Annotated in this window: 19 protein-coding genes; 8 read left to right on the top strand and 11 right to left on the bottom strand. The window is 70.3% G+C overall.

The genetic code is table 11. The features are described 5' to 3' along the window. The first annotated feature begins 2 nt into the window (after window positions 1-2). The 8 genes from IE107_RS07190 to IE107_RS07225 all read left to right on the top strand — a co-directional run bounded on the left by IE107_RS07190 (window position 3) and on the right by IE107_RS07225 (window position 11228). Complete coding sequence (locus IE107_RS07190) at window positions 3-806, top strand: ABC transporter ATP-binding protein (RefSeq protein WP_189542258.1); 804 nt, start codon at window positions 3-5, stop codon at window positions 804-806. Beyond that, window positions 803-2107, top strand: coding sequence for a hypothetical protein (locus tag IE107_RS07195; protein WP_189542260.1), 1305 nt, complete (start codon window positions 803-805; stop codon window positions 2105-2107). The genes IE107_RS07190 and IE107_RS07195 overlap by 4 nt, the downstream gene beginning before the upstream one ends. Next, window positions 2104-2727 (top strand): hypothetical protein, encoded by a 624-nt coding sequence (locus IE107_RS07200; protein ID WP_189542262.1) that lies wholly within the window; start codon window positions 2104-2106, stop codon window positions 2725-2727. Before IE107_RS07195 ends, IE107_RS07200 begins: the two co-directional genes overlap by 4 nt. Window positions 2728-2822: 95 nt before the next feature. Next, on the top strand, window positions 2823-3509 hold the full coding sequence (locus tag IE107_RS07205; RefSeq protein ID WP_189542263.1) for a spermidine synthase family protein: 687 nt from the start codon (window positions 2823-2825) through the stop codon (window positions 3507-3509). 222 nt (window positions 3510-3731) lie between these two features. Continuing rightward, the gene (locus tag IE107_RS07210; RefSeq protein WP_189542265.1) at window positions 3732-4469 is read left to right on the top strand and encodes a response regulator transcription factor; all 738 of its coding nucleotides are present in this window, start codon (window positions 3732-3734) and stop codon (window positions 4467-4469) included. After that, a complete protein-coding gene (locus tag IE107_RS07215) occupies window positions 4466-5542 on the top strand; it encodes a HAMP domain-containing sensor histidine kinase (RefSeq protein ID WP_189542267.1) in 1077 nt (358 codons plus the stop codon). The genes IE107_RS07210 and IE107_RS07215 overlap by 4 nt, the downstream gene beginning before the upstream one ends. Before the next feature lie 258 nt (window positions 5543-5800). After that, complete coding sequence (locus IE107_RS07220) at window positions 5801-9610, top strand: multifunctional oxoglutarate decarboxylase/oxoglutarate dehydrogenase thiamine pyrophosphate-binding subunit/dihydrolipoyllysine-residue succinyltransferase subunit (RefSeq protein ID WP_189542269.1); 3810 nt, start codon at window positions 5801-5803, stop codon at window positions 9608-9610. 826 nt (window positions 9611-10436) lie between these two features. Beyond that, complete coding sequence (locus IE107_RS07225; RefSeq protein WP_229866747.1) at window positions 10437-11228, top strand: AfsR/SARP family transcriptional regulator; 792 nt, start codon at window positions 10437-10439, stop codon at window positions 11226-11228. Between the two features lie 73 nt (window positions 11229-11301). On the opposite strand, the gene IE107_RS07230 is transcribed toward IE107_RS07225, so the two are convergent. The 11 genes from IE107_RS07230 to IE107_RS07280 form a co-directional block, all read right to left on the bottom strand. After that, window positions 11302-12183 (bottom strand): ABC transporter permease subunit, encoded by an 882-nt coding sequence (locus IE107_RS07230; RefSeq protein ID WP_189542273.1) that lies wholly within the window; start codon window positions 12181-12183, stop codon window positions 11302-11304. Beyond that, window positions 12180-13121: an ABC transporter ATP-binding protein gene (locus tag IE107_RS07235; RefSeq protein ID WP_189542275.1), complete on the bottom strand. Its 942-nt coding sequence runs from the start codon at window positions 13119-13121 to the stop codon at window positions 12180-12182. The genes IE107_RS07230 and IE107_RS07235 overlap by 4 nt, the downstream gene beginning before the upstream one ends. Before the next feature lie 78 nt (window positions 13122-13199). Then, entirely contained in the window at window positions 13200-13709 is a 510-nt protein-coding gene (locus IE107_RS07240) for a multidrug transporter (protein ID WP_229866748.1), read from the bottom strand. 60 nt (window positions 13710-13769) lie between these two features. Continuing rightward, complete coding sequence (locus IE107_RS07245; protein ID WP_189542278.1) at window positions 13770-15917, bottom strand: peptidase domain-containing ABC transporter; 2148 nt, start codon at window positions 15915-15917, stop codon at window positions 13770-13772. Continuing rightward, complete coding sequence (locus IE107_RS07250) at window positions 15914-16429, bottom strand: hypothetical protein (RefSeq protein ID WP_189542279.1); 516 nt, start codon at window positions 16427-16429, stop codon at window positions 15914-15916. Before IE107_RS07250 ends, IE107_RS07245 begins: the two co-directional genes overlap by 4 nt. Next, the gene (locus IE107_RS07255) at window positions 16426-19743 is read right to left on the bottom strand and encodes a type 2 lanthipeptide synthetase LanM family protein (protein ID WP_189542282.1); all 3318 of its coding nucleotides are present in this window, start codon (window positions 19741-19743) and stop codon (window positions 16426-16428) included. Before IE107_RS07255 ends, IE107_RS07250 begins: the two co-directional genes overlap by 4 nt. A gap of 92 nt (window positions 19744-19835) precedes the next feature. Continuing rightward, window positions 19836-20075 carry a mersacidin/lichenicidin family type 2 lantibiotic gene (locus IE107_RS07260; RefSeq protein ID WP_189542284.1) on the bottom strand — a complete coding sequence of 80 codons (240 nt, stop codon included), beginning with the start codon at window positions 20073-20075 and terminating at the stop codon, window positions 19836-19838. A 25-nt stretch (window positions 20076-20100) separates the two neighbouring features. Then, window positions 20101-20322 (bottom strand): mersacidin/lichenicidin family type 2 lantibiotic, encoded by a 222-nt coding sequence (locus tag IE107_RS07265; RefSeq protein ID WP_189542286.1) that lies wholly within the window; start codon window positions 20320-20322, stop codon window positions 20101-20103. 713 nt (window positions 20323-21035) lie between these two features. Continuing rightward, a complete protein-coding gene (gene fxsT / locus IE107_RS07270) occupies window positions 21036-24029 on the bottom strand; it encodes an FxSxx-COOH system tetratricopeptide repeat protein (protein ID WP_189542288.1) in 2994 nt (997 codons plus the stop codon). An 81-nt stretch (window positions 24030-24110) separates the two neighbouring features. After that, entirely contained in the window at window positions 24111-25505 is a 1395-nt protein-coding gene (locus tag IE107_RS07275; protein ID WP_189542290.1) for an aKG-HExxH-type peptide beta-hydroxylase, read from the bottom strand. Further along, window positions 25502-26689, bottom strand: coding sequence for an FxsB family cyclophane-forming radical SAM/SPASM peptide maturase (locus IE107_RS07280; RefSeq protein ID WP_189542292.1), 1188 nt, complete (start codon window positions 26687-26689; stop codon window positions 25502-25504). Before IE107_RS07280 ends, IE107_RS07275 begins: the two co-directional genes overlap by 4 nt. Window positions 26690-26726 lie beyond the last annotated feature (37 nt).

Consider the following 26726-nt stretch of genomic DNA (forward strand, 5'->3'; position numbering starts at 1 on the left):
GCATGAGCGGCATCGAGGCCGTGAACACGGTCGAGGTCAGGGCACTGACCGTCCGGCACCGCAGGACGACCGCGCTGGACGCCGTCGACCTCGACTTCGCGCCCGGTGTGCACGGGCTGCTCGGACCGAACGGCGCGGGCAAGACCTCGCTGATCCGGGTGCTGGCCACCGTCGCCGCGCCCTCCGCCGGCCGGGTGGAACTGCTCGGCCAGGAGGTCGGCGCCGGGTCGGACCACCGCGGCCGGGCGGAGGTCCGGCGCAGGCTCGGCTATCTGCCGCAGGAGTTCGGCTACTACCCGGGCTTCACCGTCCGCGAGTTCGTCTCCTACGTGGCCTGGCTCAAGGAGATGGACGCGGCGGCGGTCCCGGCCGCCGTGGAACACGCGGTGGACCGGGTGGGTCTGGCGGACCGGATCGACGCCAAGGTGAAGACCCTGTCGGGCGGCATGGTGCGGCGCGTCGGCATCGCCCAGGCAATCGTCAACGATCCGGACCTGCTGCTGCTCGACGAACCGACCGCCGGTCTCGACCCCGAGCAGCGGGTCGAGTTCCGGGCGCTGATACGGGAGCTGGGCCGCACCACCACCGTGATCGTCTCGACCCACCTGGTCGAGGACATCGCCGCGGCCTGCACCGATGTCACCCTGATCGAGGCGGGCCGGATCGCGTACCGGGGTACGACGCAGGAGCTGACGGACCTCGGCGGCACCGAGGACGGCGAGGCGCAGCGGCCGGACGGCAACCCGATCGAGCGCGGCTACACCGCGGCACTGCGGGCGCACCGGGCGGCGGTGGCGAACCGATGACGGCCTCCGAAGCACCGGCGCCCCGCCGGACGTACACCGCCCTGCGGACCGAACTCCGGCGCGGGATCGCCCCCTGGGCGGGGCTCGCCACCGCACTCACGCTTCTCGTTCCACTGTGGAGCAAGGCGGCCCAGTGGCAGGGGGGCTGGGGTCAGACGCAGGACCAACTGCATGCGGCGGCGGCACTGCTCGGCGGCCCGCTCGTCGCCGCGGCCGCCTGCTGGCAGGGCGGCCGGGAGCACCGCCGACGCACCGCCGAACTGCTGCTCTCGGTCCCGCGCAGCCGGCCGGCGCAGGTGATGACGGCCGTGACGCCGATCGTGCTGTGGGCGGCGGCGGGGTATCTGCTCGCGCTGGCCGTGGTGTTCGCGGCGACGGCTCCGTACACCGGGGCGGGCGGTCCGTCCCTCTCGGTCGTGGTCACGGATCTCGGTCTCCTGCTGTCCATCGGCTTCGTCGGCTTCGTGGTCGGGCGGCTGGTGCGGTGGCGGCTGATCGCCCCGGTGCTCGCGGCCGTCTGCTACGTGCTCCTGGGGGCCCCGGGCTATGTGGAATCGAATGCCCGGTTCCTGAGCCCCGCCGAGCAGTACATGCTCGAAGGGTCCGTGCCGGTGTGGTGGTTCGCTCCGGTCCTGCTGGCCTGGACGGGTGGCATCGCCGCCACCGTGCTGCTCGCGTACACGGCCCGGCGGCGCCTGCTGGCCGTCGTACCGCTCGCGCTGGCGGTCACGGCGGGCGCGGTGATCGTGCCGACGGGCGACCACCTGTTCCGGGACGATCCGGCCGCGACGCGCCGGGTCTGCTCGACGCCGGCACCCGGCACGCCGCAGCTCTGTGTGGCGGCGCCCGACGCACCGGTGCTGCCCAGTGCGTCCGCTGCCCTGGCCGGAATGTTCTCGCGGTTGGAGGGGGTCCCGGGCGCACCGGTCAGATACGTGGAATCCACGTTCGACCCGAAGGACGACGAAGCCGCCCTGGCGCACGTCATGCGCGGCTGGGGCATCACGCGGAACAAACTGACCGACCCTCGGGCGTACGCCTCGGAAACCGCGCTGAGCCTGACGCTGCGCGACTGTTCGAACCATTCGCACCGGAGCAGACGCGAGGGGGGAAAGCAGGTGGATCTCACGGACGACGCCGTACGCACCTGGCTGGCCGACGGGGACTCCACGTGGGACCCGGAAGCCCGCCCCCTCGTCACCCGTCTCGAGGCCATGCCCGACGCCGACCGCAAGGCCTGGCTCGGCCGCTACCTGGCCACCCGGAAGAGCTGCATGCCCACGGAGGTGCCGGCCCTGTGAGCACTCGCCCGGCCCACGCGGTCCTCCCTCTCCTCTACATCCGCTCCCGTGCCCTCCCCCTCACTCTCGCCACCCTGACCGGCATCGTCCTCGTCGCCGCCTGGGCCGCCCACTGGCTGCAGGACCAGCCGTACTTCGACCACACCGCCCGCGTCCCGGTCGTCGTGCTGGCCCCGCTGCTCGCCTCCGCCGCGATCGGTACCAGCCTGCACGCGCACTCCGACGAGCTGGACCGGACCGCCGTGGGCCGCTGGTGGCCGCGCCGGCTGCTGCATCTGCTGGCGCTGACCGTGCCGGCGGCAGGGGCACTCGCGGCGGCGGTCCCGGGGCACCCGGAGGCGTTCGGCGCACCGGCCATGGTGCGCAACCTGCTCGGCGCGACCGGGGTGGCCGCGGCCGCCGCCGCCCTGCTCGGTGCCCGGCTGAGCTGGCTGCCGATGACGGTCTACGGCGGCGCCGTCTACCTGGCGGCGCCCCGCACCCCGGGCGGCGCGGCGGCGGTGTGGGCCTGGCCGATGCAGCCGGGTCCGCAGGAGGCGGCGTGGGCGGTGGCGGTGACGGCGTACGCGGTCGGCGCGGCGCTCCTCGTGGTGCGCGGGGCGCGTCCGGAGCGCGGGTAGCCGCGCGGCCGGTTCCGGCAATCCGCTGGCCTCCGGCCGCGCCGACCGGACAGGATGGCGGGGACCCTGTCCGCCGTCCACCGGAGACCCGCACCATGCCCGACGTCCACCGCTCCGACGCCCCCGTCACCCTCGACCGCCGCGAAGGCCCGTACGGCGAGGTCGTTCTGCGGGAGCGGGGTGACGACTTCGAGATCATCGCCAACGGGTGCTTCCTGATGGACACCTCGGACGGGCGCTCCGAGCGGCTGCTGATCGACGCGGCGCTGGCCGCCCTGCCCGCCGACAGGACCGCCCCGTCGGTGCTCATCGGGGGGCTCGGCGTCGGATTCTCGCTCGTCCGGGCCGCCGCCGAGCCGCGGTGGGGACGGATCGTCGTGGCCGAGCGGGAACAGGCGATCGTGGACTGGCACCTGGAGGGGCCGCTGGCCGCGATCTCGGGCGCGGCACTCGCCGATCCACGGACGGGGATCCTGCCGACGGATCTGGTCGAGTATCTGGGGACGACTACGGACCGTTACGACGCCCTGTGTCTGGACATCGACAACGGACCGGACTGGACCGTCACCGAGGACAACACGAGCCTGTACTCCCCCGCCGGCCTGGCGGACTGCCGGGAGCGGCTGACACCGGGGGGTGTTCTCGCAGTGTGGTCCGCGCAGCCGTCCGCCGACTTCGAACAGGCCCTGCGGAATGCCGGATTCGATGGGGTAAGAACCGAAGAGATCGCTGTTGCCCGAGGTGTGCCCGACGTGGTGCATCTCGCACTTCGGACGGACTGAGGCCCCCTCCGGGGATGACCGGCCCCCGCTGCCCGGGGGCCAAGCGCCACAAGACCGACACTCCGCCACTTCCTTGCAGCCGAGCCGTTACACCCTGCGTAGCCGAGAGCAGTCCGCTGCCTTTACGCTGCTGACCGGTAACGGGATCACCCACGAAATCCACAAGCGAAGACCGTGCGTCCGGGGGAATGGCCCCCGTGAGAACGGGGCAGGGGCGGGGCGATGGAACAGACAAACACCACCCAGACCGGCGTCGCGGCCACCCCTGGCGCGCAGCGCCGGGTGCTGGTGGTCGAGGACGACGCCACGATCGTCGACGCCATTTCCGCCCGGCTGCGGGCCGAGGGCTTTCTGGTGCAGACCGCACTCGACGGTCCGGCGGCGGTGGACGCGGCCGAGGCGTGGCAGCCGGATCTGATGGTGCTCGACATCATGCTTCCCGGTTTCGACGGCCTGGAGGTCTGCCGCCGTGTGCAGGCCCAGCGGCCGGTGCCGGTGCTGATGCTGACCGCCCGGGACGACGAGACGGACATGCTGGTCGGCCTCGGCGTCGGCGCCGACGACTACATGACCAAGCCGTTCTCGATGCGCGAGCTGGCGGCCCGGGTCCACGTCCTGCTGCGCCGGGTCGAGCGCGCGGCGCTGGCCGCGGTGACGCCGCGCAGCGGGATCCTGCGCCTGGGCGAGCTGGAGATCGATCACGCGCAGCGCCGGGTCAGGGTGCGCGCCGACGACGTCCACCTCACGCCGACCGAGTTCGACCTGCTGGTCTGTCTGGCCAATACGCCGCGTGCGGTGCTCTCCCGGGAGCAGCTGCTGGCCGAGGTCTGGGACTGGGCGGACGCCTCCGGCACCCGTACGGTCGACAGCCACATCAAGGCGCTGCGCCGGAAGATCGGTGCGGAGCGGATCCGTACGGTGCACGGTGTGGGTTACGCCCTGGAGACGCCGGCTCCATGACCCGGCCCGGTTCCGGACTGCGTCCTTTCTCGGTCAAGGCCAAGATGAGCACGCTCGTCGTGGTCTCGGTGTTCATCACCACCGGGCTGCTGATGGTGGCCGTGCGCACCAGGACCGAGCTGCGGTTCATCACGGTGTTCTCGGTGATCGCGACCCTGCTGATCACCCAGTTCGTGGCCCACGGCCTGACCGCGCCGCTGGACGAGATGACCAAGGTGGCCCGGTCGATATCGCACGGCGACTACACCAGACGGGTGAGCGGCGCCGACCGGCGCGACGAGCTCGGCGACCTGGCCCAGACGATCAACCGCATGGCGGACGATCTGGAGGCCGTGGACCGGCATCGCAAGGAGCTGGTCGCCAATGTCTCGCACGAGCTGCGCACACCCATCGCGGCACTGAGAGCCGTGCTGGAGAACGTCGTGGACGGGGTGTCCTCGGCCGATCCCGAGACGATGCGTACCGCACTGAAGCAGACGGAGCGGCTCGGCAGGCTGGTGGAGACGCTGCTGGACCTGTCCCGCCTGGACAACGGGGTGGTCACGCTCAAGGCCCGCCGTTTCGAGGTGTGGCCGTATCTGTCGGGCGTGCTGAAGGAGGCGAATCTCGCCGTCTCGCACCGCCGGCTGTCGTCCGGTTCCGGGAACCACATGCGCAAGGACGTCCATCTGCATCTGGACGTGTCGCCGCCGGAGCTGACCGCGCACGCGGATGCGGAACGTCTGCACCAGGTGGTGGCCAATCTGATCGACAACGCCGTCAAGCACAGCCCGCCGCACGGCCGGGTCACCGTGCTGGCGCGGCGCGGGCCCGGCCCGGAGTCCCTGACGCTGGAGGTCCTGGACGAGGGACCGGGCATTCCGGAGTCCGAGCGGCACCGGGTCTTCGAGCGTTTCAACCGCGGCGAGGTGCCCTCCCCGCACGGTCCGGGCAGCGACGGCGGTACGGGCCTCGGCCTGGCGATCGCCCGCTGGGCGGTGGATCTGCACGGCGGGCGCATCGGTGTGGCCGAATCCGTTCGCGGTTGCCGCATTCAAGTCACTCTTCCAGGGGTACCGCAACCGCGAGGTTGACATAGGGTTCGAACCGGAAGGGCAGCTTCTGCGCGTTCCGTTCAGGGGGGTACGACCCAGGGGGCCGTAGCCGCGGTCCCGCGTACCCAAAGTGAAGCGGAACCGTGCATGTTTCCCGCCAATTCCTGCACCGAAACCCGCCTTCCAATGTGACTTGCGCGACGAAGACCGGCCCGGCCTGCGAGGAACGGCCGGGGAGGCGTAGCCTTGATTTCCGCTGTCCATCACCTTGTGAAGCGGAAGAGGGCGGTTGCCGCCGTGTCGTCTCAGTCCCCCAGTAACTCGAGCATCTCGACCGAACAAGCCGGCCCGGGTACGAACCCGGCCGCTGCTTTCGGGCCCAATGAGTGGCTCGTCGACGAGATCTACCAGCAGTACCTCCAGGATCCCAATTCGGTCGATCGCGCCTGGTGGGACTTCTTCGCCGACTACAAGCCGGGTACCTCCGGCACGGCGGACAAGCCCGTTCCCGGCGCCCCGGCAACAGGAGCTGCGGTGACCCCCGCCCCGGCCGCATCCGCCCAGGCCGCCCCTGCGCAGGCCCCGGCCCCGGCCGCCCCCGCCCCGGCCCCCGCACAGGCCGCCCCCACCGCCGCTCCGGCGGCCCCGGCCGCTCCGGCGAAGGCCGCTCCGGCTCCGGCCGCGAAGGCCGCCGCTCCGGCCAAGGCCGCGGCAGCGCCGGCCACCGAGACCCCGGAGGGCCCCGAGTACGTGACGCTGCGGGGCCCCTCGGCCGCCGTCGCGAAGAACATGAACGCCTCGCTGGAGCTGCCGACGGCCACGTCCGTCCGCGCCGTCCCGGTGAAGCTGCTCTTCGACAACCGCATCGTCATCAACAACCACCTCAAGCGCGCCCGGGGCGGGAAGATCTCCTTCACGCACCTCATCGGGTACGCGATGGTGCAGGCCCTCAAGGCCATGCCGGCGATGAACCACTCCTTCGCGGTGAAGGACGGCAAGCCGACCCTGGTCAAGCCGGAGCACGTGAACCTCGGTCTCGCCATCGACCTGGTGAAGCCGAACGGCGACCGCCAGCTGGTCGTCGCGGCCATCAAGAAGGCCGAGACGCTCAACTTCTTCGAGTTCTGGCAGGCCTACGAGGACATCGTCCGCCGCGCCCGCAACGGCAAGCTCGGCATGGACGACTTCACCGGCGTCACCGCCTCGCTGACCAACCCCGGCGGCATCGGCACCGTCCACTCGGTGCCCCGCCTGATGCCCGGCCAGGGCCTCATCATGGGCGTCGGCGCGATGGACTACCCGGCCGAGTTCCAGGGCACCTCGCAGGACACCCTGAACAAGCTGGGCATCTCCAAGATCATGACGCTGACCTCGACGTACGACCACCGGGTCATCCAGGGCGCCGCCTCCGGCGAGTTCCTGCGGATCGTCGCCCAGCTCCTGCTCGGCGAGAACGAGTTCTACGACGAGATCTTCAAGTCGCTGCGCATCCCGTACGAGCCGGTCCGCTGGCTCACGGACATCGACGCCTCGCACGACAACGACGTGACCAAGGCCGCGCGGGTCTTCGAGCTGATCCACTCCTACCGGGTCCGCGGCCACGTCATGGCCGACACCGACCCGCTGGAGTACCGCCAGCGCAAGCACCCCGACCTGGACATCACCGAGCACGGCCTCACCCTGTGGGACCTGGAGCGGGACTTCGCGGTCGGCGGTTTCGCCGGCAAGTCGATGATGAAGCTCCGCGACATCCTCGGTGTGCTGCGCGAGTCGTACTGCCGCACCACCGGCATCGAGTTCATGCACATCCAGGACCCGAAGCAGCGCAAGTGGCTCCAGGACCGGGTGGAGCGCCCGCGTGCCCAGCAGCCCGAGCGCGAGGAGCAGCTGCGCATCCTGCGCCGGCTGAACGCAGCCGAGGCGTTCGAGACGTTCCTGCAGACCAAGTACGTCGGCCAGAAGCGGTTCTCGCTGGAGGGCGGCGAGTCCGTCATCCCGCTGCTCGACGCGGTCATCGACTCCGCCGCCGAGGCCCGCCTCGACGAGGTCGTCATCGGCATGGCCCACCGTGGCCGGCTCAACGTCCTCGCCAACATCGTGGGCAAGTCGTACGCCCAGATCTTCCGCGAGTTCGAGGGCAATCTCGACCCCCGGTCGATGCACGGCTCCGGCGACGTCAAGTACCACCTGGGCGCCGAGGGCACCTTCACCGGTCTGGACGGCGAGCAGATCAAGGTCTCGCTGGCCGCCAACCCCTCGCACCTGGAGGCGGTCGACCCGGTCCTGGAGGGCATCGCCCGCGCCAAGCAGGACATCATCAACAAGGGCGGCACGGACTTCACGGTCCTGCCCGTGGCGCTCCACGGCGACGCGGCCTTCGCGGGCCAGGGCGTCGTCGCCGAGACGCTCAACATGTCGCAGCTGCGCGGCTACCGCACCGGCGGCACCGTGCACGTGGTGATCAACAACCAGGTCGGCTTCACCGCCGCCCCGGAGTCCTCGCGCTCCTCGATGTACGCCACCGACGTGGCGCGCATGATCGAGGCGCCGATCATCCACGTCAACGGCGACGACCCCGAGGCCGTCGTCCGCGTCGCGCGGCTCGCCTTCGAGTTCCGCCAGGCGTTCAACAAGGACGTCGTGATCGACCTCATCTGCTACCGCCGCCGCGGTCACAACGAGGGCGACAACCCGGAGTTCACCAACCCGCAGATGTACACCCTGATCGACAAGAAGCGCTCGGTGCGCAAGCTGTACACCGAGTCCCTCATCGGTCGCGGCGACATCACGCTGGAAGAGGCGGAGCAGGCGCTCCAGGACTTCCAGGGCCAGCTGGAGAAGGTCTTCGCGGAGGTCCGCGAGGCCACCTCGCTGCCGGCTCCGGCGCACACCCCCGAGGTGCAGCCCGAGTTCCCGGTCTCCGTGACCACCGCGGTCTCCCCGGAGGTCGTCAAGGTGATCGCGGAGTCCCAGGTCAACATCCCCGACCGGATCACCGTCCACCCCCGCCTGATGCCGCAGATGCAGCGCCGCGCGGCCTCGGTGGAGAACGGCACGATCGACTGGGGCATGGGCGAGACCCTGGCCATCGGTTCGCTGCTGATGGAGGGCACCCCGGTCCGGCTCGCCGGCCAGGACTCCCGCCGCGGCACCTTCGGCCAGCGCCACGCGGTCCTCGTCGACCAGGTGACCGGCGAGGACTACACCCCGCTGCTCTACCTCTCCGACGAGCAGGCCCGTTACAACGTCTACGACTCGCTGCTCAGCGAGTACGCGGCGATGGGCTTCGAGTACGGCTACTCGCTGGCCCGCCCGGAGTCGCTGGTCGTCTGGGAGGCCCAGTTCGGTGACTTCGTCAACGGCGCGCAGACCGTCGTCGACGAGTTCATCTCCTCGGCCGAGCAGAAGTGGGGTCAGACCTCCGGCGTCACGCTGCTGCTGCCGCACGGCTACGAGGGCCAGGGCCCGGACCACTCGTCCGCCCGCCCGGAGCGCTTCCTCACGCTGTGCGCGCAGAACAACATGACGGTCGCCATGCCGACCCTGCCGTCGAACTACTTCCACCTCCTGCGGTGGCAGGTGCACAACCCGCACCACAAGCCGCTGATCGTCTTCACCCCGAAGTCGATGCTCCGCCTCAAGGCGGCCGCGTCGAAGGTGGAGGAGTTCACCACCGGCGGCTTCCGCCCGGTGATCGGCGACGACTCGGTGAACCCGGCCGACGTCCGCAAGGTCGTCTTCTGCGCCGGCAAGGTCTACTACGACCTGGAGGCCGAGCGTGCGAAGCGCGGCGTCACGGACACCGCGATCATCCGTCTGGAGCGCCTGTACCCGCTGCCGGGTGCCGAGCTCCAGGCCGAGATCGCCAAGTACCCGAACGCCGAGAAGTACCTCTGGACCCAGGAGGAGCCGGCCAACCAGGGTGCCTGGCCGTTCATCGCCCTGAACCTGATCGACCACCTGGACCTGGCCGTCGGCGCCGATGTCCCGCACGGTGAGCGCCTGCGCCGCATCTCGCGCCCGCACAGCTCGTCCCCGGCGGTCGGCTCGGCCAAGCGCCACCAGGCCGAGCAGGCCCAGCTGGTCGCCGAGGTCTTCGAGGCCTGACCCGCTGCCGTACGAACAGGGGCCCGTTCCCGCGAGACGATCGCGGGGACGGGCCCCTCGGCCTGTCACGGGGTGGGCCCGCCTGGTGCTGTGACTTGAAAGGTTCACCGGCTCGTGACGCCCGGCACGGCACTGGTTCGTGCCTGGGACTCAATTCCGGCCACCGGCCACTTGGTTCGCCGTGGTCGGTCCGTCAACCGCGCAGACCGACCGGCACGTGTCCGTACTGGGCGGTTCCCCAGGATTCGCTGAACGGACCACATTGCATCCACAAAGGGGACACAGAGAAGGGTCTGCCCTCACAGCACTCACACCGGTCGCGCAGAACCATGGCTGACTTCGGACCCTCGTGGCAAGATTGGAGATCAACGGGGGACACGAGCAATCCAGGCATGGTGCAATGCGCTCCCCCCTGCCCTGACCAAGCGGGAGGAGATCAACGATGACGATCCACAGCGCGCCGACAGCGGCGGAATCCACCACGGCACCAGGTGTCGGCGCGCCAGCAGGTCCTACGAGCAGAACCCGTGTCCACGGCGGCTGCACGGCGGACGCCCTGGACCGGGGTTGTTGACCGTCGTTCGGCAGAGCGATCCGCACTCCGTGGTGTCGTCTGCCGCAGCAGTGTTCCGGGGTGTGTCCACCGGACCGGGGCGGGAGAGCCGACGGCTGCCGCACCGTCCGGGCGGCCCGCGGCACGGCCTTCGGGGCTGTTCCTCTTGCCGGGCGCTCCGATACCCGGGCGGCTCGCGTCCCGCGTCAGGCCTGTTGGACCGTCATGCAGTCTGGTGAAATATGCAGCGCGCGCTTCAGCATTCTCGGTCCGTTGCTCGTCCAGGGCGACAACCGGATGATCTCGCCCGTCCGGCGCGCCGTCCTCACCGCTCTCCTGCTCCGGACCGGGCGGCCGATCACCATTTCCGAGTTCGCCGAACTGCTGTGGGACGAGCCCCCGGCTTCCGCCACGGCGAACATCCGCAGCCATCTCACGGGCCTGCGACGCGACCTCGACGGGACCCAGCGGGGACTCAGTGAAAGGTTACACACCTATCGGGGAGGTCATTGCGGGTACCGGCTCCACATCGAGCCGGACGAGCTCGACCTGACCAGGTTCGCCAAGGCGGCACGTACCGGCCGGACCCATCTCCTGTGCGGCGACCTCGACGCTGCCATCGCGTCACTGGAGGAAGCCATCACGCTGTGGCGTGGGCCGTTCGGTCAGGACCTGCCGCCGACACGCTGGTTCAGCGCGCACGTCGCCGGGCTCAACAACGCCCGCTTCGACGCGTATCAGGACCTGTTCACCGCCTGCATCCTTGCTGACCACACTGCGGTGCTCGGCTATCAGATCGAAAGCGCGATCGCCGAAGTGCCCTACCGTCAGCGCTTCTGGGAGCTGCTGGCCGCAGTCCACTGCATCAAGGGCGACGCCTCGAGTGCACTGGATGTGATCAAGCGCTGTCAGGCTCTGTTCGCCGACGACCTGGGCCTCGACCTGCCTCCGGGCATCGAGGCGATGAGGGCCGCGGCGCTGACCTGGGACAGCCGCAAGGCCTGGCGGCTCGTCGCGGCATCCGTACAGTCCCCCAGAGCGGAGGACGGCTCGCACCTGTCCTGAACACACGTCAGCCTCCCCGTTCACCAGGGGAGGCTGAGTGCCTGGACGGTGTGAGAGCGCCGCGTCGACGCCCTCACACCACATCCCGTCTGCGCAGGAGGACTGTTCCCACAAGGCCGGCGGTCAGGCCGTACGCGACCAGGACCACCGCGCCGGTCCACTGCGCCGGGGCACCGGCGAAGAGTTCACCGGGAGTGGTCATGATCTGGGAGGCCACACCGGGAATGATCACTTGGACCTTCAGCACCCAGTCCTCTTCGATCACGAGTTCATGGATGGCCCGGAAGGCGAAGGCGACCACGACCGAGGTGAGGAAGTACAACGCCGTCGCGGTGACGGTGGCGATCACCTGGTTGCGGATGAGCACGCCGAGGCCGAAGCCGAACACACCCCAGACGACGTACGCGGCCAGGTTCAGCAGCACCGCGGACACCACGTCCGGGCTGCCGAGCTGGAGTCCCACATCTCGGGACGTCAGGAAGACGGTTCCGACCACGAGATCGACGACGGTGGACACCAGCCACAGTCCGGCGGAGGCGATGACCACGACGGCCAGCTTGGCCGCGATGACGCGGCCCCGGCGCGGGGTCGCCAGGAACGTGGCGGTCAGGGTGCGGTGCTGGTACTCGTCGGTCACCAGCAGGACGGCCAGCACTCCTGCCAGGAGCAGGCCGACCGCCTGTCCGGACGTGTATATGGTCGCGGCGATATGGCCGACATCGCCCTGCGTCTCCCAGAGCCGGTGCATGGTGGCGATCTGCTCCGCCGACATGTCCTGACGGGGAGTCAGGATCGCGCCCGCCAGGTAGTCCTCGAAGGGCTGCATGAAGTTGGTGGCCTGCCAGCAGTACCACGACGCCATCAGAAGCGTCGTCCCGGCCATTGCGGCACCGACGGTCCACCAGGTGCGTACGGTCCGCAGTTTCAGCAGCTCGCTGCCGATCAGACCTGTCATCGGATCGTCGCCTCTCCGCCCGTGAGGTGCAAAAACGCGTGTTCCAGATCGCGCTTCTCCTCGGCCAGTTCGTACAGCTCTCCGCCGTGGGCTGCGGCGAGCGAGGACACCGCGGCTGTTTCGAGGCCGGACACCAGCAGCACCTCTTCGCCGCCGGGAACACCGGCCGTGACGGTTGCGCCCGCGGAGGTGAGCGCCGCCTCCAGGTCCACGGTGCGCGAAACCCGGACCCGTACCCGTCGCGCCCTGCTCAGACCGCTGACGACCTCACGGGTCGCGCCCTGCGCCACCAGCCTTCCCCGGTTGATGATCACCAGGTCGTCGGCGGTCTGCTCGACCTCGGAAATGAGGTGACTGGAGACGAGCACGGTGCGCCCCTCGGCGGCGAAGTTCCGCAGGAGTTCACGCATCCATGCGATCCCTTCGGGGTCCAGCCCGTTGGCCGGCTCGTCGAGGACGAGCACGGCCGGGTCGCCCAGCAGCGCCTGTGCGAGATTGAGCCGTTGCCGCATACCGAGCGAGTACTCTCCGTACCGTCGCCGGGCGGCCGGCGTCAGCCCGACGAGGTCGAGCACCTCGTCGGCCTTGCGCGCGGGCAGCCCGGCCGCCGCGCACTGGACACGCAGGTGGTCGCGGCCGGTACGGCTCTTGTGCGCCCCCGATTCGTCGAGCATCGCGCCGACCGTCTTCAGCGGTTCCGCCAGTTCCTCGTACCGGTATCCGCCGATGGTCGCGGTGCCGGCGCTGGGAGCCGCCAGACTGAGCAGCATGCGCAGCGTGGTCGTCTTGCCCGCGCCATTGGGGCCGAGGAAGCCCGTCACGCGCCGCGGCGCGACCGTGAACGACAGGTTGTCGACGGCCACCACACCCCGGTATCGCTTCGTCAGGCCTTTCACCTCGATCGTGCCCGACTCGCTGTTCGGCCCTTTTCCCGCCATGGAAGCGGTCCTCTCTTTGTCTTTCGGCTCGGGCCGGCAGGGAGCGAACCGCGCTCCGTGCAGGCCGCCCGCAGACGGCTACCGGGCCGCCTGTGGGTTCCGGTGCACGCGTATGTCCTCGTAGAGGTGCGACCGGCGCACTCGCCGAGTGCGCAGCAGCCTGCGCAAGTCGGCACGGGTGTCGTGCATCAGCTGCCACTGGAAGTAGTTGACGTACTCGGCCGCGGCCAGCCCGTACAGGACTGCCCCCGGCACCACCTCGATCCCTCGCGGCCTGTCGGCAAGGGCCGTCGCGATCACCACGAGACCCGCCGCCAGGCCCACCGCGCACACCGGTCGCAGCCACCGGAACACCCCCATCAGAGGTGGCCGGGACAGTCCCGCACCCAACTGGCGCAGCTTCGCGGCCCAGTACAGCGCACCGATGACCAGGTGCGCGGCCGCCAGCCCGTACCCGACGGCGTTCGCCGCGCTCATCGGGGCGTCCAGCGTCACGAACACCACCCAGCCGATCCAGACGGTGTTCGCAAGCTCCAGCACGGCCAGGTTGCGCAGCCGCGCCGTGAGTTCCGCCCGGAGGCGATTCATGGTCGTCACCCCTTGAGCATGGCGTACCCACGCGGTCGCACCGCGGACGCGTCCGCCGGATCAGTCATGGACGAGCTGCTGGTCGACCAGTGTGGCGTAGGTCCCGCCGAGCGCGATCAGTTCCTCGTGCCGTCCGTCCTCGACGATCCGGCCCCGGTCGAGGACGAGGATGCGATCGGCATCCCGAACCGTGCTCAGGCGGTGCGCGATGACGATGCGGGTGCAGTCGAGCTCCGAGAGGTTCTCGTGCACGACTGCCTCGGTCGTGGCGTCCAGATGGCTGCTGGCCTCGTCCAGGAGGAGTACGCGCGGCCGGTGCACGACGGCACGGGCCAGGGCGATCCTTTGCCGCTGACCGCCGGACAGTCCGCTGCCGCCCTCGCCGAGGATCGTCTCGTAGCCCATCGGCATGCGCGTGATGTCGTCGTGGACGGCCGCGAGACGGGCGGCGGCGACGACGTCGTCCAGGTTCGCCTCGGGTTTCACCAGTGCGATGTTGCTCAGCACCGAACCGCTGAAGATGTCGGCGTCCTGGGTGACCACACCGCACTGGCGCCGCAGATGTCCCAGGTCGATGTCGATCAGAGGCGTCTCGCCGTAGGTGATCTGCCCGTCGGTGGGGTCGTAGAGGCCGAGGATGAGGCGCGCCAGGGTGGACTTCCCCGAGCCACTGCTGCCGACGATGGCGATCTTCTCGCCCGGGTTGACCGTGAGCGAGATGTCCGAGAGAGCCTCCGGGCCGTCCCCGGAATACCGGAAGCTGACGTCCGTCAGCTTGATCGGCTCGTCCAGGGTGACCGTCTTGTCCCCCTGGCCGACGCTCTCGGACGGCTCGTTGAGTACGTCGCGCAGCCGGTCGAGGTGGACCCGGATGGTCTGGAACGTCTTGATGCTGCGGCCCAGTTGCGCCACCGGGGACAGCGCTGCCCCGGCGAGGGCGATCAGGGCGAGCATCTCGCCGAGGGAGAGGTTGTCGCTGAACACGAGCGAGGCACCGAGAACGAGCATCAGCAGGGGTGACGCCGTTCCGAGCATGCCCAGGACGCTGTCGATCGCGTTGTCGAGCCTGCTTCTGCGTACCGATGAGGCCAGCTGTTCGGTGAACTTCTGTGACCAGCGCTCGACGACGACGTGTTCGGCTCCGGACGACTTCACCGTCTCGGCACTGGTCACCGCTTCCAGGAGGGTGCTCTGTGCCTCACCGAGTGATTGGAGTTCGCGCTCGGTCAGGCGCTGTGCGGTCGGCGCCGAGAAGAACATGACGGCGAGCTGGACGGCGGCGATGGCCAGGATCGCGGCGACGAACAGCAGCGACTTGAATCCGATCACCACGAGGTAGATGCCCAGCAGGGCCACATCGAGGAAGACGGCGAGCAGCTGGCTGGAGACCGCATCACGTACATAGGCCATGCTCGACACGCGGACGAGGAGGTCACCGCCGGTGCGCAGTTGGAAGAACTGGTACGGCAGCGACATCAGGTGCCTGAGGAACGAGCCCATCATCGACCAGTCCATGCGGGTCTGGAGCCACAGCAGGAGCTCGGCCCGCGCCAGCGTCATCATCGCGTGGCTCACGGTGTAGGCGGCGAGGCCGGCCACCAGGATCAGGAGGGTGCTCTCCTGGCGGCCGGGCAGCACGCGGTCGACGACGTAGGCGGTCAGGAAGGCCGGGAGCAGCCCGAACACGGTCAGGAGGACCGAAGCCCCGACGATGGCCGACAGCACGCTGACCGAGCGCGGCAGGAACGGTCTGACGAAGGACCACAGTCCGGCCTCGCCCCCGGTGCGTCGTTCGAGCGCGTCGGTCGGCTCCAGTTCCAGAGCCACGCCCGTGAACGACGCGTCGAGCTCCGCATGGGTGATGCGGCGCCGCCCGGATGCGGGGTCGACGATGTCGGCGCCACTGCGGGTGATGCGTTCGATCACCACGAAGTGGTTCATCCCCCAGTGAGCGATCACTGGCATCGACAGCCCCGCCAGAGCGTGCGGTTCGGCGCGGAAGGCCTTGACCTTCATGCCGAGTTCGCGCGCGTGCCGGGCGATGGAGGCGGCGCTGGCCCCGTCACGGGCCAGGACCATGCGGTCGCGCAGCTCGGCGACCGTGGTGTGTCTGCCGTGGTGGGCGAGCACCATCGCCAGAGCGGCGACACCGCATTCGACCGATGTGGACTGCAGGCGTACGGGAACCCGGCGGCGTCCGATCCTCACTTCTTTCCGCCCCCGTCCAGGATGTCGAGCAGCAGCGGCCTGGTGCCCTGGTCGATGGCCACCTGCGTACCGTCCTTCATGTCGTCGAGAGATTCACCGGCGCGCAGTTCGACGAGCACCATGGTGATCTGGGTGCCTCCCTGTCCGGGCTGGAAATCCTTGACGCGCCCGGTCACCGTCCGGTTCTCGCCCAGGCGCAGGACGACATCGGTGCCCTTCGCCGGAGGCGTGAACTTCGGGAACGCGAGGACGGCATTGCCCTTGGCGACCCCGGCGAGGGCCCCGGTCGGACCGACCGGAACCCTCACGAACAGCCCCGCCAGCACGGTGGCGGCGATGATCAGCGCGCCGATCAGCGCCCACCGCCACCGCGGCGTCATGCGTTCGACGTCGAAGCCGGTTCGGGCCGGACCGCGGGGGTTGGCCCGGTAGGCGGCCACCATGCTCGGGCGGTAGACGCCCTCGGCGAGGGCACCGTCCGATGCGGCGGGTGCCGTGGTCTTGGCGTTCAACGTGCCCGTTCCTCCCCCGTCGGCCCGCTCAACGTCAGCAGGTCCGGCACCTGTGCGGGGTCGGCCTTGCGTGCCAGGCCCCAGGCGATGCCGGCGAGTCCGGTCATCAGTCCGGGGGTCTCCACACCGTTCGGGACACCGCAGAGCCAGCCGTTCTCACGGCCCTCGTGCAGCAGCGTGTTCCATACCGGGGGCACCAGCTCGGCAACCTCTGGCTCCGTGTCCGGGTCGCAGCTCGCCTCGATGAGGAGGAGGTTGCCGACGTCGCCGTGGCACAGGCTGTGGTTGCCCAGACCGGACACCGGGTCGAGGTCGAATCCGGTGGATATGGATGCGAGCACGGCCCTGTGCCTGTCGCGTTCGATCGTTTCGGCGAGCTCCGGCGCGATTCCCATCCGCTGGAATTCGGTGCGGGCCATCGCGATGCCCGGGGCACCATGGCACCAGGCGTTCATGACCGTCCGGCCGCCGAGGTTGGCCGGACGCAGGTCGCGCCAGGTCCGCAGACCGGGATCATAGACGGTCGACTCGTAACGCAGCGCGTGGTGTACGGCCTGCGCGTACTCCGGGCGGGCGGCCACCTGGTCGAGCCGTGCGAGCGCGTACGCGATGCCGGACGCGCCGTGGGAGAACCCGGCCAGCGGCGCCTCGGGGTTGATCGGAGTGATCCAGCCCCAGCCGTCACCCGTCTCCCGCCGGGTGGTGAGGAGCCGGTCGGCGCAGCGCACCGCGAGCTCGACGGCACCGCATCCGGGCGCGGCGGATTCCAGCGACAACAGCGACAGGATCGCCCCTGCCGATCCGGACACCACGTCCAGCAGAGGTTCTTCGGCGATGAGTTCACCGATGGCGGGCAGCAGTGCGGCGGCAGCCTCGGCGTAGTGCCGGCGACCGTGGCGGGCGGCTGCATGCGCCAGGGCGTACATCGCTCCGCCGAAGGGGCCGAAGGCGCCGATACCGAGGTCGGCCGGGCCGGGCTTCTTCTCCAGTCCGGCCAGGGTCTCGGCGACGAGCAGCGAGCGCTTGGCGACCTGGTCGAAGGCGGCCTGCGCCAGCTCGCCGATCTCCGCGTCGCCGGACACGGCCGCGACCGCGTCGAGCGCGTGCGCGATGCCGGCGGTGCCGGTGTACAGGCCGATCGGGGCGGGGGCGTACTGCCAGTACTTCTCGTCCACCAGGTCGAGGCCGATCCAGCCCAGCCCGTGCTCGTCGCGGACGCAGAGGCTAGAGAGCCGGCGTGCGATGCGCAGGGCCTCCTCGGCGAAGTCCCCTGAGTCCGCCGGGCTCTGCATCCGGGCACGCTGCCAGTTGGGCCAGCGCGCTTCGTCGTCGCCCATGACGGTGGCGGCGACGCTGGAACGGATGACGCGTTCCTGGAAGGCGAGATCATCGTCGCCGAGCGCGGTGAGACGCTCGCGTACGGCGGTCAGCGGTGCCGGGGTACGCGTGCCGATCCGTGCGTCGTCGAGCCCGCCGCGCAGGGCACCGGTGTCGGCGTCGACGGTGAACATGGGAATGTCCCCGAGCGACAGTTCGGCGATCTCGTCCAGGACCATCGCGTTGCGGCAGTCCGGCATCTCGGTGTGGCCGCCGGCCAGTCGGGCCAGCGACCGTGCGTGGTCGAGTCCGTCACGCAGGAAGTCCGGGTGGGTGCTCTCCAGCAGCAGGCGGCCGTAGATGTGGGTGGGGCGGGCGATGAGCCGGGTCTTCACGGATCCGAAGGCCGCGATCGGCCCGGCCGGGCCGAGGAGTTCGTCGCGTGCGGCTTCGAGGAGCCGGTAGACGTGGGTGAAACCGTCCACGAACACGTCGACGCGTCCGATCAGGTCGATCGGTTCGCCGTCGGCGGTCATCGGGTGATTGCGCTCGGCGTCCATCTCCATGCGGCGCTTGACCAGCCGCATCCGGTCGGTGCCGCTGTCCTCCCAGGTGGGCACCGGCATCGGCGTGAGCTGACCGCCGTGCCCGGCCAGCCCACTGACGTCGAGCCCGAAGGTTCCGTCCTCACCGCGTACGAGCAGACGGTTGGGGAGGATGCCGACCGACTGGACCGAGTTGGCGAGCGTGACCGCGGCGATGTCCGTCTCGCCGTCGATCTTCACGACGGCAGCGGTCTTGTCGCTGTGCAGCAGTGCTTCCAAGTCGATGAGAACCGGGTGCTCGCCCGCGGCGAGGACGTTCTCGAAGTGGAAGTCGGTGGCATGCAGCAGGTACAGCAGCGCCGTCAGTCCGCCCAGCCGCCACGCGTAGCGGTCGCCGCCTTCGGCGTCCGTGGTCGCCGAGGTGTCGACGAGTTCCACCCAGCCGTGCTCACCGCGGTCGAGAATGCCTATGCGGGCGAGATCGTGCGGCGGGCGCTGCCGGTTGACCCAGTCGAGAAGGCGGTCGAACGCGACGTCCATGGCCAGCGAACGGGGTTTGAACACCAGCGAGCCGGTGTCGAAACTGACGATCGCGACCGACCGGCCGCGGCGGTGCTTGTCACCGGCGCCGAACTCTATTCGTTCGAGGCGCTCGGGGCCGGCCCCGGCGAGCATGCCCTCGCGCAGGAGGGGCAGATCGGCGACGAGCGCTTCGATCAGCTCCACACGGGTGTCGATCCAGAACCGGAGCTGATGGACGAGCAGCCGGGCGAGTATCGGGTATTCGTCCCAGATGGCGAGGGCGTTGCCCTCGTCGCGCAGCAGATTCACGTAGGAGGCGAAGCGCTCCTCGGGAGTCTCGCCCGCCAGCCGGTCCTCGACGCGGGCGATGTTCAGTTCCAGGACCAGGGTCCGCTGCACATGTCCCAGGAGGTCCGCTGCCGGGGCCGTCGCGCGCACCACGTCGAGCAGGTGACCGAGATCGGCCATGACGGGGTCGGTCGAAGCCACGACCCGTTCCTCGACGAGAGCGTCGAGTTCGTGCACCGCGCCTTCGACGAGGGGCCGGATCACTTCGAGGAGGCCCATGTCGGAGTCGAGACGACGGTTGACGTCGGTGGCGGCCCTGCCCGCCGCCCACCAGCGGAGGAAGGTCTTGTGCCACTCCGGTTCATCCGTCAGCCGGGAAGCGAGGGACTCATCGGTCTCACCGAGCAGCGCGGACAGTTCGCTCGCGGTGACACCCAGCGGGGCCAGCCGCGTGTCCAGGCCGGCTCGATCGCCCTTGAGAGGCGCGAGTTCCCTCCACATGGCCAGGCGCTTCTCGCCACGGACGGTGTCGGTCCGCGACGGGCGTCCGCCCGCCCTCTCGCCCAGCGTGGCCGCCCGGTGCCATGGGAGGCCTGTCCGGCCTTGCCTGCCGGTGTCGTGATCGGTTGCTTCGAGCGGCATTCTCGTCTCTCCTCCTGAGACAGGAACGCGGCCGGCAGAGGCCCGAATTGACCCCCTGCCGGCCGCGTCATTTCTTCGGTAAGCTGCTAGGCTTACTTACAGGGCGTACCGGGGTCGCAGGCGAGACCGCAGACGGTCCAGCCTGAGTACCACGGCAAGCACCAGCAGCACCCGAGAGTGCCGAGGACACCGGTGCCCGCACCGTTGACTTCGGTCAGCTCCTCATCGGTGATTGCGGTGAGGCCGTCGCCCGACGGATGGGCGGGGGCCTCACTCCCGAGGGACAACCGGTACTCGGCGTCCTTCCAAGAGCGCACTACGTCCACGAACATCACTCCTTGATGTGATGGCGACGGCTCAGCAGCAGCCGCGCGTACCCATGTTGCAACTGCCGCAGAGCGTCCCGGTGGGCGAGCACACCGTGACGGTCAGGGTGATCGTGGCGCAGGCCCACGTGGTACCGCCGGCGACGCCGTCGAGCTGATCGTCGGCCAGCTCGACCAGACCGGCCGGGTTGGCCGGAGCGTCGGCGAGAGTGGCCCGGTACTCCGGGTCCTTCCAAGCGCGAATCAGGTTCATTTGTCGTTCACCTCCCCTCGTTTTGGATGCGGACCACCGGACGTGATCGGCGAAGAACGTTCGATCCCCGGTGACCTGTTCGCCATCCTCCTGAACCCGGATTGGCCTGGAATACCGTGCGGCGACCGAGGCGGGCACAGGCTGCGCATATGCCAGGCATGCGATCGATGGGCCCCGTGCACACAAGGCAGCAGGAGGCGGAGCGCCGGTCGTGGACTTCGAGCGGTGACGGTCTGTCCGCACTCATGGCGGTGGCCCAACTTCCGTGCCGGGCGGTGGCGTCGATTCCGCGTGACGGCCCGGACCGCACGTTCACGTGCATGTCACGGGAGTTGAAAGACGTGCACGCGCAGGGGGCGTACAGCCCCCTGGATCAGTAGGGCGCGGTCGTTGCCCGCGCGTCCAGGGGAATGCCGGTGCTGCCTGACCGGGCCGGCCCGGTGCTCCGCGGGCGCGGGGGCACACCGGAATCACCGGCCGCACGTTCCGCCCGGGGTCCGGACACCCCTGAGCGGCTCACGGCTGTGGAAGGAATCGCCGTCTCGTGCGGCGCCCGGGTGCGAGCGAATCCATGACGACCGGGGGATCGGGCCCCGGTCGCCATGGAGTGGCGGTGACCGTCGCGCCCCTCTCTCCGGGGCACGCCAACTGACGGTGCATCAGAAGGATTGACGGTCCGTGGAACCGCCGTGCTGCGCGCTCCGTGCTACCCGTCAGATCATCTGCGGTTCGAAGTCCCAGTACGGACGGTTGCGGGAGCGGGCCGAGACCGTGTGGACATGCTGGGCGCCCAGCGTCGCGACCAGGTCGCCCAGTGCCTCCCGCTCGACCTTGTCCGCGCGCTCGCGGTCACGGAGGCCGCGCAGGTCCGCGGCGTGTGCGATCCGGGCGGACAAGGTCAGCGGATGGGTCCGGCCGAGGACCTCGGTGGCCCTGCTGATGACCGAGTCCGTCAGCGCGGCCGCGGATTCCGGGTCGCCCACCAGGTTGCGCAGCGCCGAGGCGTTGACCGCGCAGCCGAGGGTCCAGGGGTGGTGCTCGCCCACGGCTCGCGTCATGTCCGCGAGTGCCTCCTCCAACAGGGCGTGCGCATGGTCGCGTTCACCCACGTTGCGGAGGATCAGGGCGTGGTTGGCGCGGGTTCCGGCCACGTACGGATGTTCCTCGCCGAGCATGTCCGCATAGCCGTCGACCACCTTCTCGCTTATGGCCCTGGCCTGGTCGATGTCGGCGTGCTCCCGGGCGAAGAAGCTCTGGCCGGCCGCGAACATCATCGTCAGCGGGTCGTTCTCGCCGAGAACCCGCTCGCTTCGTTCGAGAACCCGGGTGAACAGCGTCGCGGCCTTGGCACGCTCGCCCGAGCGGTACTGGCACAGCGCGAGATTGTGTTCGGCGCGCAGGGTCTGCGGGTTGTCGGGCCCCATGACCAGCCGGTGCACCCGGACGCTCTGGCTCTGGAGCGAGAGGGCGTCGCCGTAGCGGCCGAGGAGACGCAGGTCGGTGGCGTAGTGGATCTCCGAGTAGAGCGTCCAGCTGTGGCGAGGGCGCAACACCTGCCGCCTGGCCTCCAGTGTCCGCCGGTGCAGCTCCAGGGACTCTTCGTATCTGCCGAGCAGCCGGAGCGACATGGCCAGGTTGTTCTGCGCACTGAGTGTGCGCGCGTCCTGGTCGCCCAGCAGTTCACGGTAGGCCGTGAGGATCCAGGCCGACATCTCCAGTGCCTCGTCGTACCGGCCCAGGCCCCGCAGGTCGGCGGCGAGGCCGCCGGCGGCGCGCAGGTGTTCCAGGTCCTGTGCGCCGCGTTCGGCGCGGAGGTGGTCGACGGCGGCGCGTTCGATGGCTTCCGTGCCGGCGTAGTCGCCGACGGCCCGCAGCACGTTCGCGTAGTGGTAGCTGACGTCCCAGACCCTGGGGTGGTCCTCGCCGAGGAGTTCCCGCCAGGCCTTCATGGCCCGTTGGCCCAGCTTGATGCCGGCCCGGTACTCGCCGGAGAGGTACATGTAGCGCAGGCAGTTGAGCACCAGGGCGTGGACGGCCGGGTCGGTGCTGTTGAGTACGTCGGCCCACTTCAGGTGCGGGGTGATCTCCGCGTAGGCGGGCCACAGCCGGGTGTCGGTGGGGCGGCCGGGGTCCGCGGCGGCGAGGGCCCTGCGGACCACGTCGATGAACTCGTGGCGGTCGCGTTCCGGCATGTCCTTGCCGACGATCTGGTGGACCATGCGGTGCATGTAGAGCGATTCGCCGGACGAGGCGTCCTCGTCGGCCGTCTCGTGTGACTCCAGGCGGACCACGGAGTACTGACGGAGCTGGCCGATCGCCCTGTTCCACAGCAGCGGGTCGTTCATCAGGCCGGAGAGCTGTTCCGGCAGTTCGCCGGGCGGCATTTCCCTCAGCAGACGCACGGGGATGGAGCCGGGTGCGAAGAAGCTGCACAGGCGCAGCAGGTCGACGGATTCCGGAACGGTTTCCTTGAGCTTGTTCAGCAGTATCGACCAGGCGGTCTGGAAGGCGAGCGGGAAGTCGGCGGAGACCTTGACGACGTCCTGGTCGATGCCGCCTTCGAGGAGTTCGATGTACTCCTCGACGGACATGTCGGAGTCGTTGAGCCAGCCGGCCGTCTGGTCGAGCAGGAGCGGAAGGTCTTCGAGGGCCTCGGCCAGCTGGTCGGCGTCGTCCGGGGTCAGGCGTGGTGCGCGGCGGCGGATGAAGGCGACCGACTCGTCGCGTTCGTAGACCGGCACCTCGACCAGATTGCTGTTGTGCTCGCTCCACTCCGGGTTGCGGGAGGTGATCAGCACGTGCCCGGGGCCGGTCGGCACCAGGTCCCAGATGTGTTCGGGTTCGTCCGCCCCGTCCAGGACGAGCAGCCAGTGGGAGTGCGGTTCGCCGCGCCGCAGGGCGTCGCGGACCGCGCGCAGCCGCTCCCCGTACTCGGCTCCCGTGGACAGGCCCAGTTCGGGGGCGAGTTCGGCGAGCTTCTGCCGGTAGAGGGCACGGCGGTCGGCCGGCACCCACCACACGACGTCGTACTCGGAACCGAACCGGTAGACGTACTCCGCCGCCAGTTGGGTCTTGCCCACGCCGGACATGCCGTGCAGGGCCACGACCCCGGCGCCGGGTCCGGCGTCCTGGAGGGCCTGGTACGCCTTGTTGAGCAGCGCCTCTCGGCCGGTGAACCGGGTGTTGCGGCGCGGCACCCCGCCCCACACCTCGGGGGTGTCGGCCGGATACCGCGGCCCCTGCCTGGCCGCGACGGGCTCGGGCAGCGGGTCGGCGGGCAGGCCCAGGCGCGCCAGGAGCCGCCGCTCGGCCTCGTCGGCGCCGACATTGGTCAGGTCGGCGGCGGCGAGCGCAGAGGTGGCGCCGGGCAGTGCGGAGGTGGTGACGCAGACGGCGGCGAAGCGGTCCGGGTCGGGGGCGACGACCTCGCGCAGCGCCCTGTTCCACTCCTCGTGGCCGCGCGGGCCGAGCTGGAAGTACCAGTCGCTGAGGATCACCAGGACCCGCCCCCGGGAGAGGGTCAGGTCGCGCAGCGAATCCTCCAGCGGGACCTCCACCGGGGGGTCCCAGCGCTGCTGGACGACCGTCACTCCGCGCCGCTCCAGCCGGTCACCGATCCATGTCGCCCAGGCGCGGTTGAATCCGGCGAAACTGATGGTGACGGTTTGCGCCCCGGTTGCTCCAACTTGCCTACGCGTTCCGGGCATTCAACCGTCTCCCTGCCTCGATTCGAGCCTTGTCAACATACACCGGAGCATGGTCGTTCCGGCGGACAATCCCGGGGTCCCTCACGGCCCGTGCGGGCCGTTCCTCTGTTGCCATATCACCTTGGCGGTGGCCACGTATGCCTCCGCGCGCGCGAGGTGCCCCGTAGGAGGCGGGCAATCGTCCAGACGGTGGTAGAGCGTGATCATCTCGTTGACCAGCACCCGGCCTTCGCGGGTCAGCGCTGCCGATCCGGCCAGCACGGGCAGGACCGCCCCGACCTGTTCGCGACAGCGGGCGTGCTCGGCCCAGGCCAGGTCGCGGTGGGTGACGCGCCGGGCGGCGAGCGCGAACCGCTGCCAGTAGTCGGCGAGCGCGATGTGCGAGTAGGCGCCCTGGAGGAGGCCGTCGAAGGGGCGGGGGTCGGAGCGCCAGGGCGCGAAGTGGCGGGGTTCCGGATCCTCGTGGTGCAGCGGTACGAGGGCACCGAGCGCGGACAGTTTGGTGTGCTGGAGTTCGTGGACGAGGGTGGAGGCGAAGTAGGCCGGGGTGGCCGGCTTGCTGCTGAGGACGGCGCCGAAGGCCTCGCGCCTGGTGCCGCTGCAATGGGCAGGGCTCTCCCCCATGGGCCCGGAGCCGGGCGGCGGGCCGAGCGGCACCAGGCAGCGCAGCAGGACCGCCGCTTCGGTGAGGCGGTGTTCGCCGCCGGTGCCGAGCAGGGGGCCCACTCCGGCCCAGGACTCGGCCCACGCCTTGCGTTCGTGGTCGTCGATGTGGGTGGCGGCGCTCAGTCCGTGCGGCTGGAGTCCGCTCCCGTCGGTGCGGTACGGGTCGACGTCGTCCAGGGGCACGGGACCGATGCCTGCCTGCACGGCCGGCAGGGCGAACACCGGAAGCCAGCGCGGGTCGGCCGAACCGGTCGTGCCGTCGGGCTGTGTGTGCGCCGACAGCGGCGGTTCACCCGCGTCGATCTGACGTATCACCAGTTGACCGTCCCGGAAGGTGATGTCGAGCTCTTCGGACGGTGTGCGCAGGGCGCCCAGGGTGGGCAGGGACAGGAGCCCGTCGTGTGCGGTGAGCCGGGCCGTGAACGGGATTCCGGCGCGGATCGCGGCTGCGGCGGCCAGGGCGCTCAAGTGGGCGAGATCGGCGTGGAGTTCGGGCCCCGGGACGGCGGCGGAGAGGCCGCGCAGGCAGCGTTGCGCCCAGGGTCCGGTGAGGGGGTGGAGCAGGACGGCGCGTACGGCGGTCCGGTCGGCGCGCTCGGCCGTCTCCAGCAGCGCCCAGTCCTGTCGCAGCCGGTCGAGCGCCCGGGGAGGGCAGGCGGCCGCGGGTGCCGCTTCGGCCGCGTCGAGCAGGGCCCGCAGCAGGAGGAGCCGACGGGTGTCCTGATCGCGCACGAGGACGCTGAGGGTTTCGTAGTCGCCCTCGGTGCGGCCCAGTTGGCGCAGCATGTGGTCCGGGAGTGGGGGGATCATCGGCGTTCTCCTGCGGTTGCGTCGGACAGCCGGGCGGCGATGTGGCGTACCAGCCGTTCGAGGTCCGCGCAGTAGACGGACGGGTTGGCGAAGCCGTTCTCCGCGCGGTAGCGGTGTGCGTAGTGGCCGCCGCCGCAGACGGTCAGCAGCGGGCAGGCCCGGCAGGCCGCGGCGAGTGCGTCGGCGCCTGCCCGGCGGGCGGCGATGCCCGGGTGGCGCAGGGCGTCGTCGAAGGTGTGGTGGAAGACGTCGAGGCCGGTGGCGGCGGCCGTGTCGTAGGCGGACTTGAGGGAGTCGACCTGTTCGATCGCCCCGTCCGTCTCGATCACGATCGCGTCTACCGGGTCGAGGCCGAGGGACTCGGTGGCGCCGGGCAGACCCAGCAGCAGGGCGATGCACTCCTCGAAGAGCCGGATCCGGGTCTCCCGGCGCCCGGTGTGCCACCAGCGGTCGAAGACGGTGGTGAGCCAGTCGCCGTACGGGGTCGGGCGGCCGGGCCCGGTGAGGGGCAGGCCCGGTGGCGGGGTCGTCCAGTTGCCGTGCGGGAGCAGCAGGTCCAGGGCCGGGGGGTGCAGTTCGAGCAGCGACTCGTACATCTCGACGGGGTCGGTGTCCGGGTCGACGACGGTGAGGATGCCCGCGTAGGCGTCGGGGTGCCGGTCGGCGAGGAGCCGGGCGCCGCGCGAGGCGGCGGGCCAGGAGGGGCGTCCGGCATGGTCGGTGCGCCGGCTGTTGTGGGCGGGCCTTCCGCCGTCGAGGCTGATGCCGATGCGTATGCCGTGCCGTGCGAGGGTGGCGACGCGGGCGTCGGTGAGGAGGGTGGCGTTGGTCTGGACGGTGGTGTGGACGGTGCAGCCGTCGGGTGTCAGGGCGCGTACCCGGTCGGCGAAGGCGGCGAGCCGGCCGGCACCCGCGAGGAGGGGTTCGCCGCCGTGCAGGACGAGCGCGAGGTCCCGCAGCCCGTGGGCCGCCGCGTGTTCGGCGATGCGGTGCGCGGTGCGGTCGAGGACGGCGGGCGCGGCGGCGGCCGGCCGGTCGCGCCAGGTGCGGTCGGGGCCCTCGTAGAGGTAGCAGTACCGGCAGGCGAGGTTGCAGCGGCCGTGCACCTTGACGATGAACTGCCCGAAGGAGAAGGGAAGTCGGCCGTCCCCGGTGCGCGGTTGCGGCGTCGCCTGTCGAGACACTCCCGCACCCCCGCGCCGATCACATCCTCCGGTACGG

The sequence above is a fragment of the Streptomyces gelaticus genome, from assembly GCF_014649535.1.
GTDB classification, from domain to species: Bacteria; Actinomycetota; Actinomycetes; order Streptomycetales; family Streptomycetaceae; genus Streptomyces; species Streptomyces gelaticus.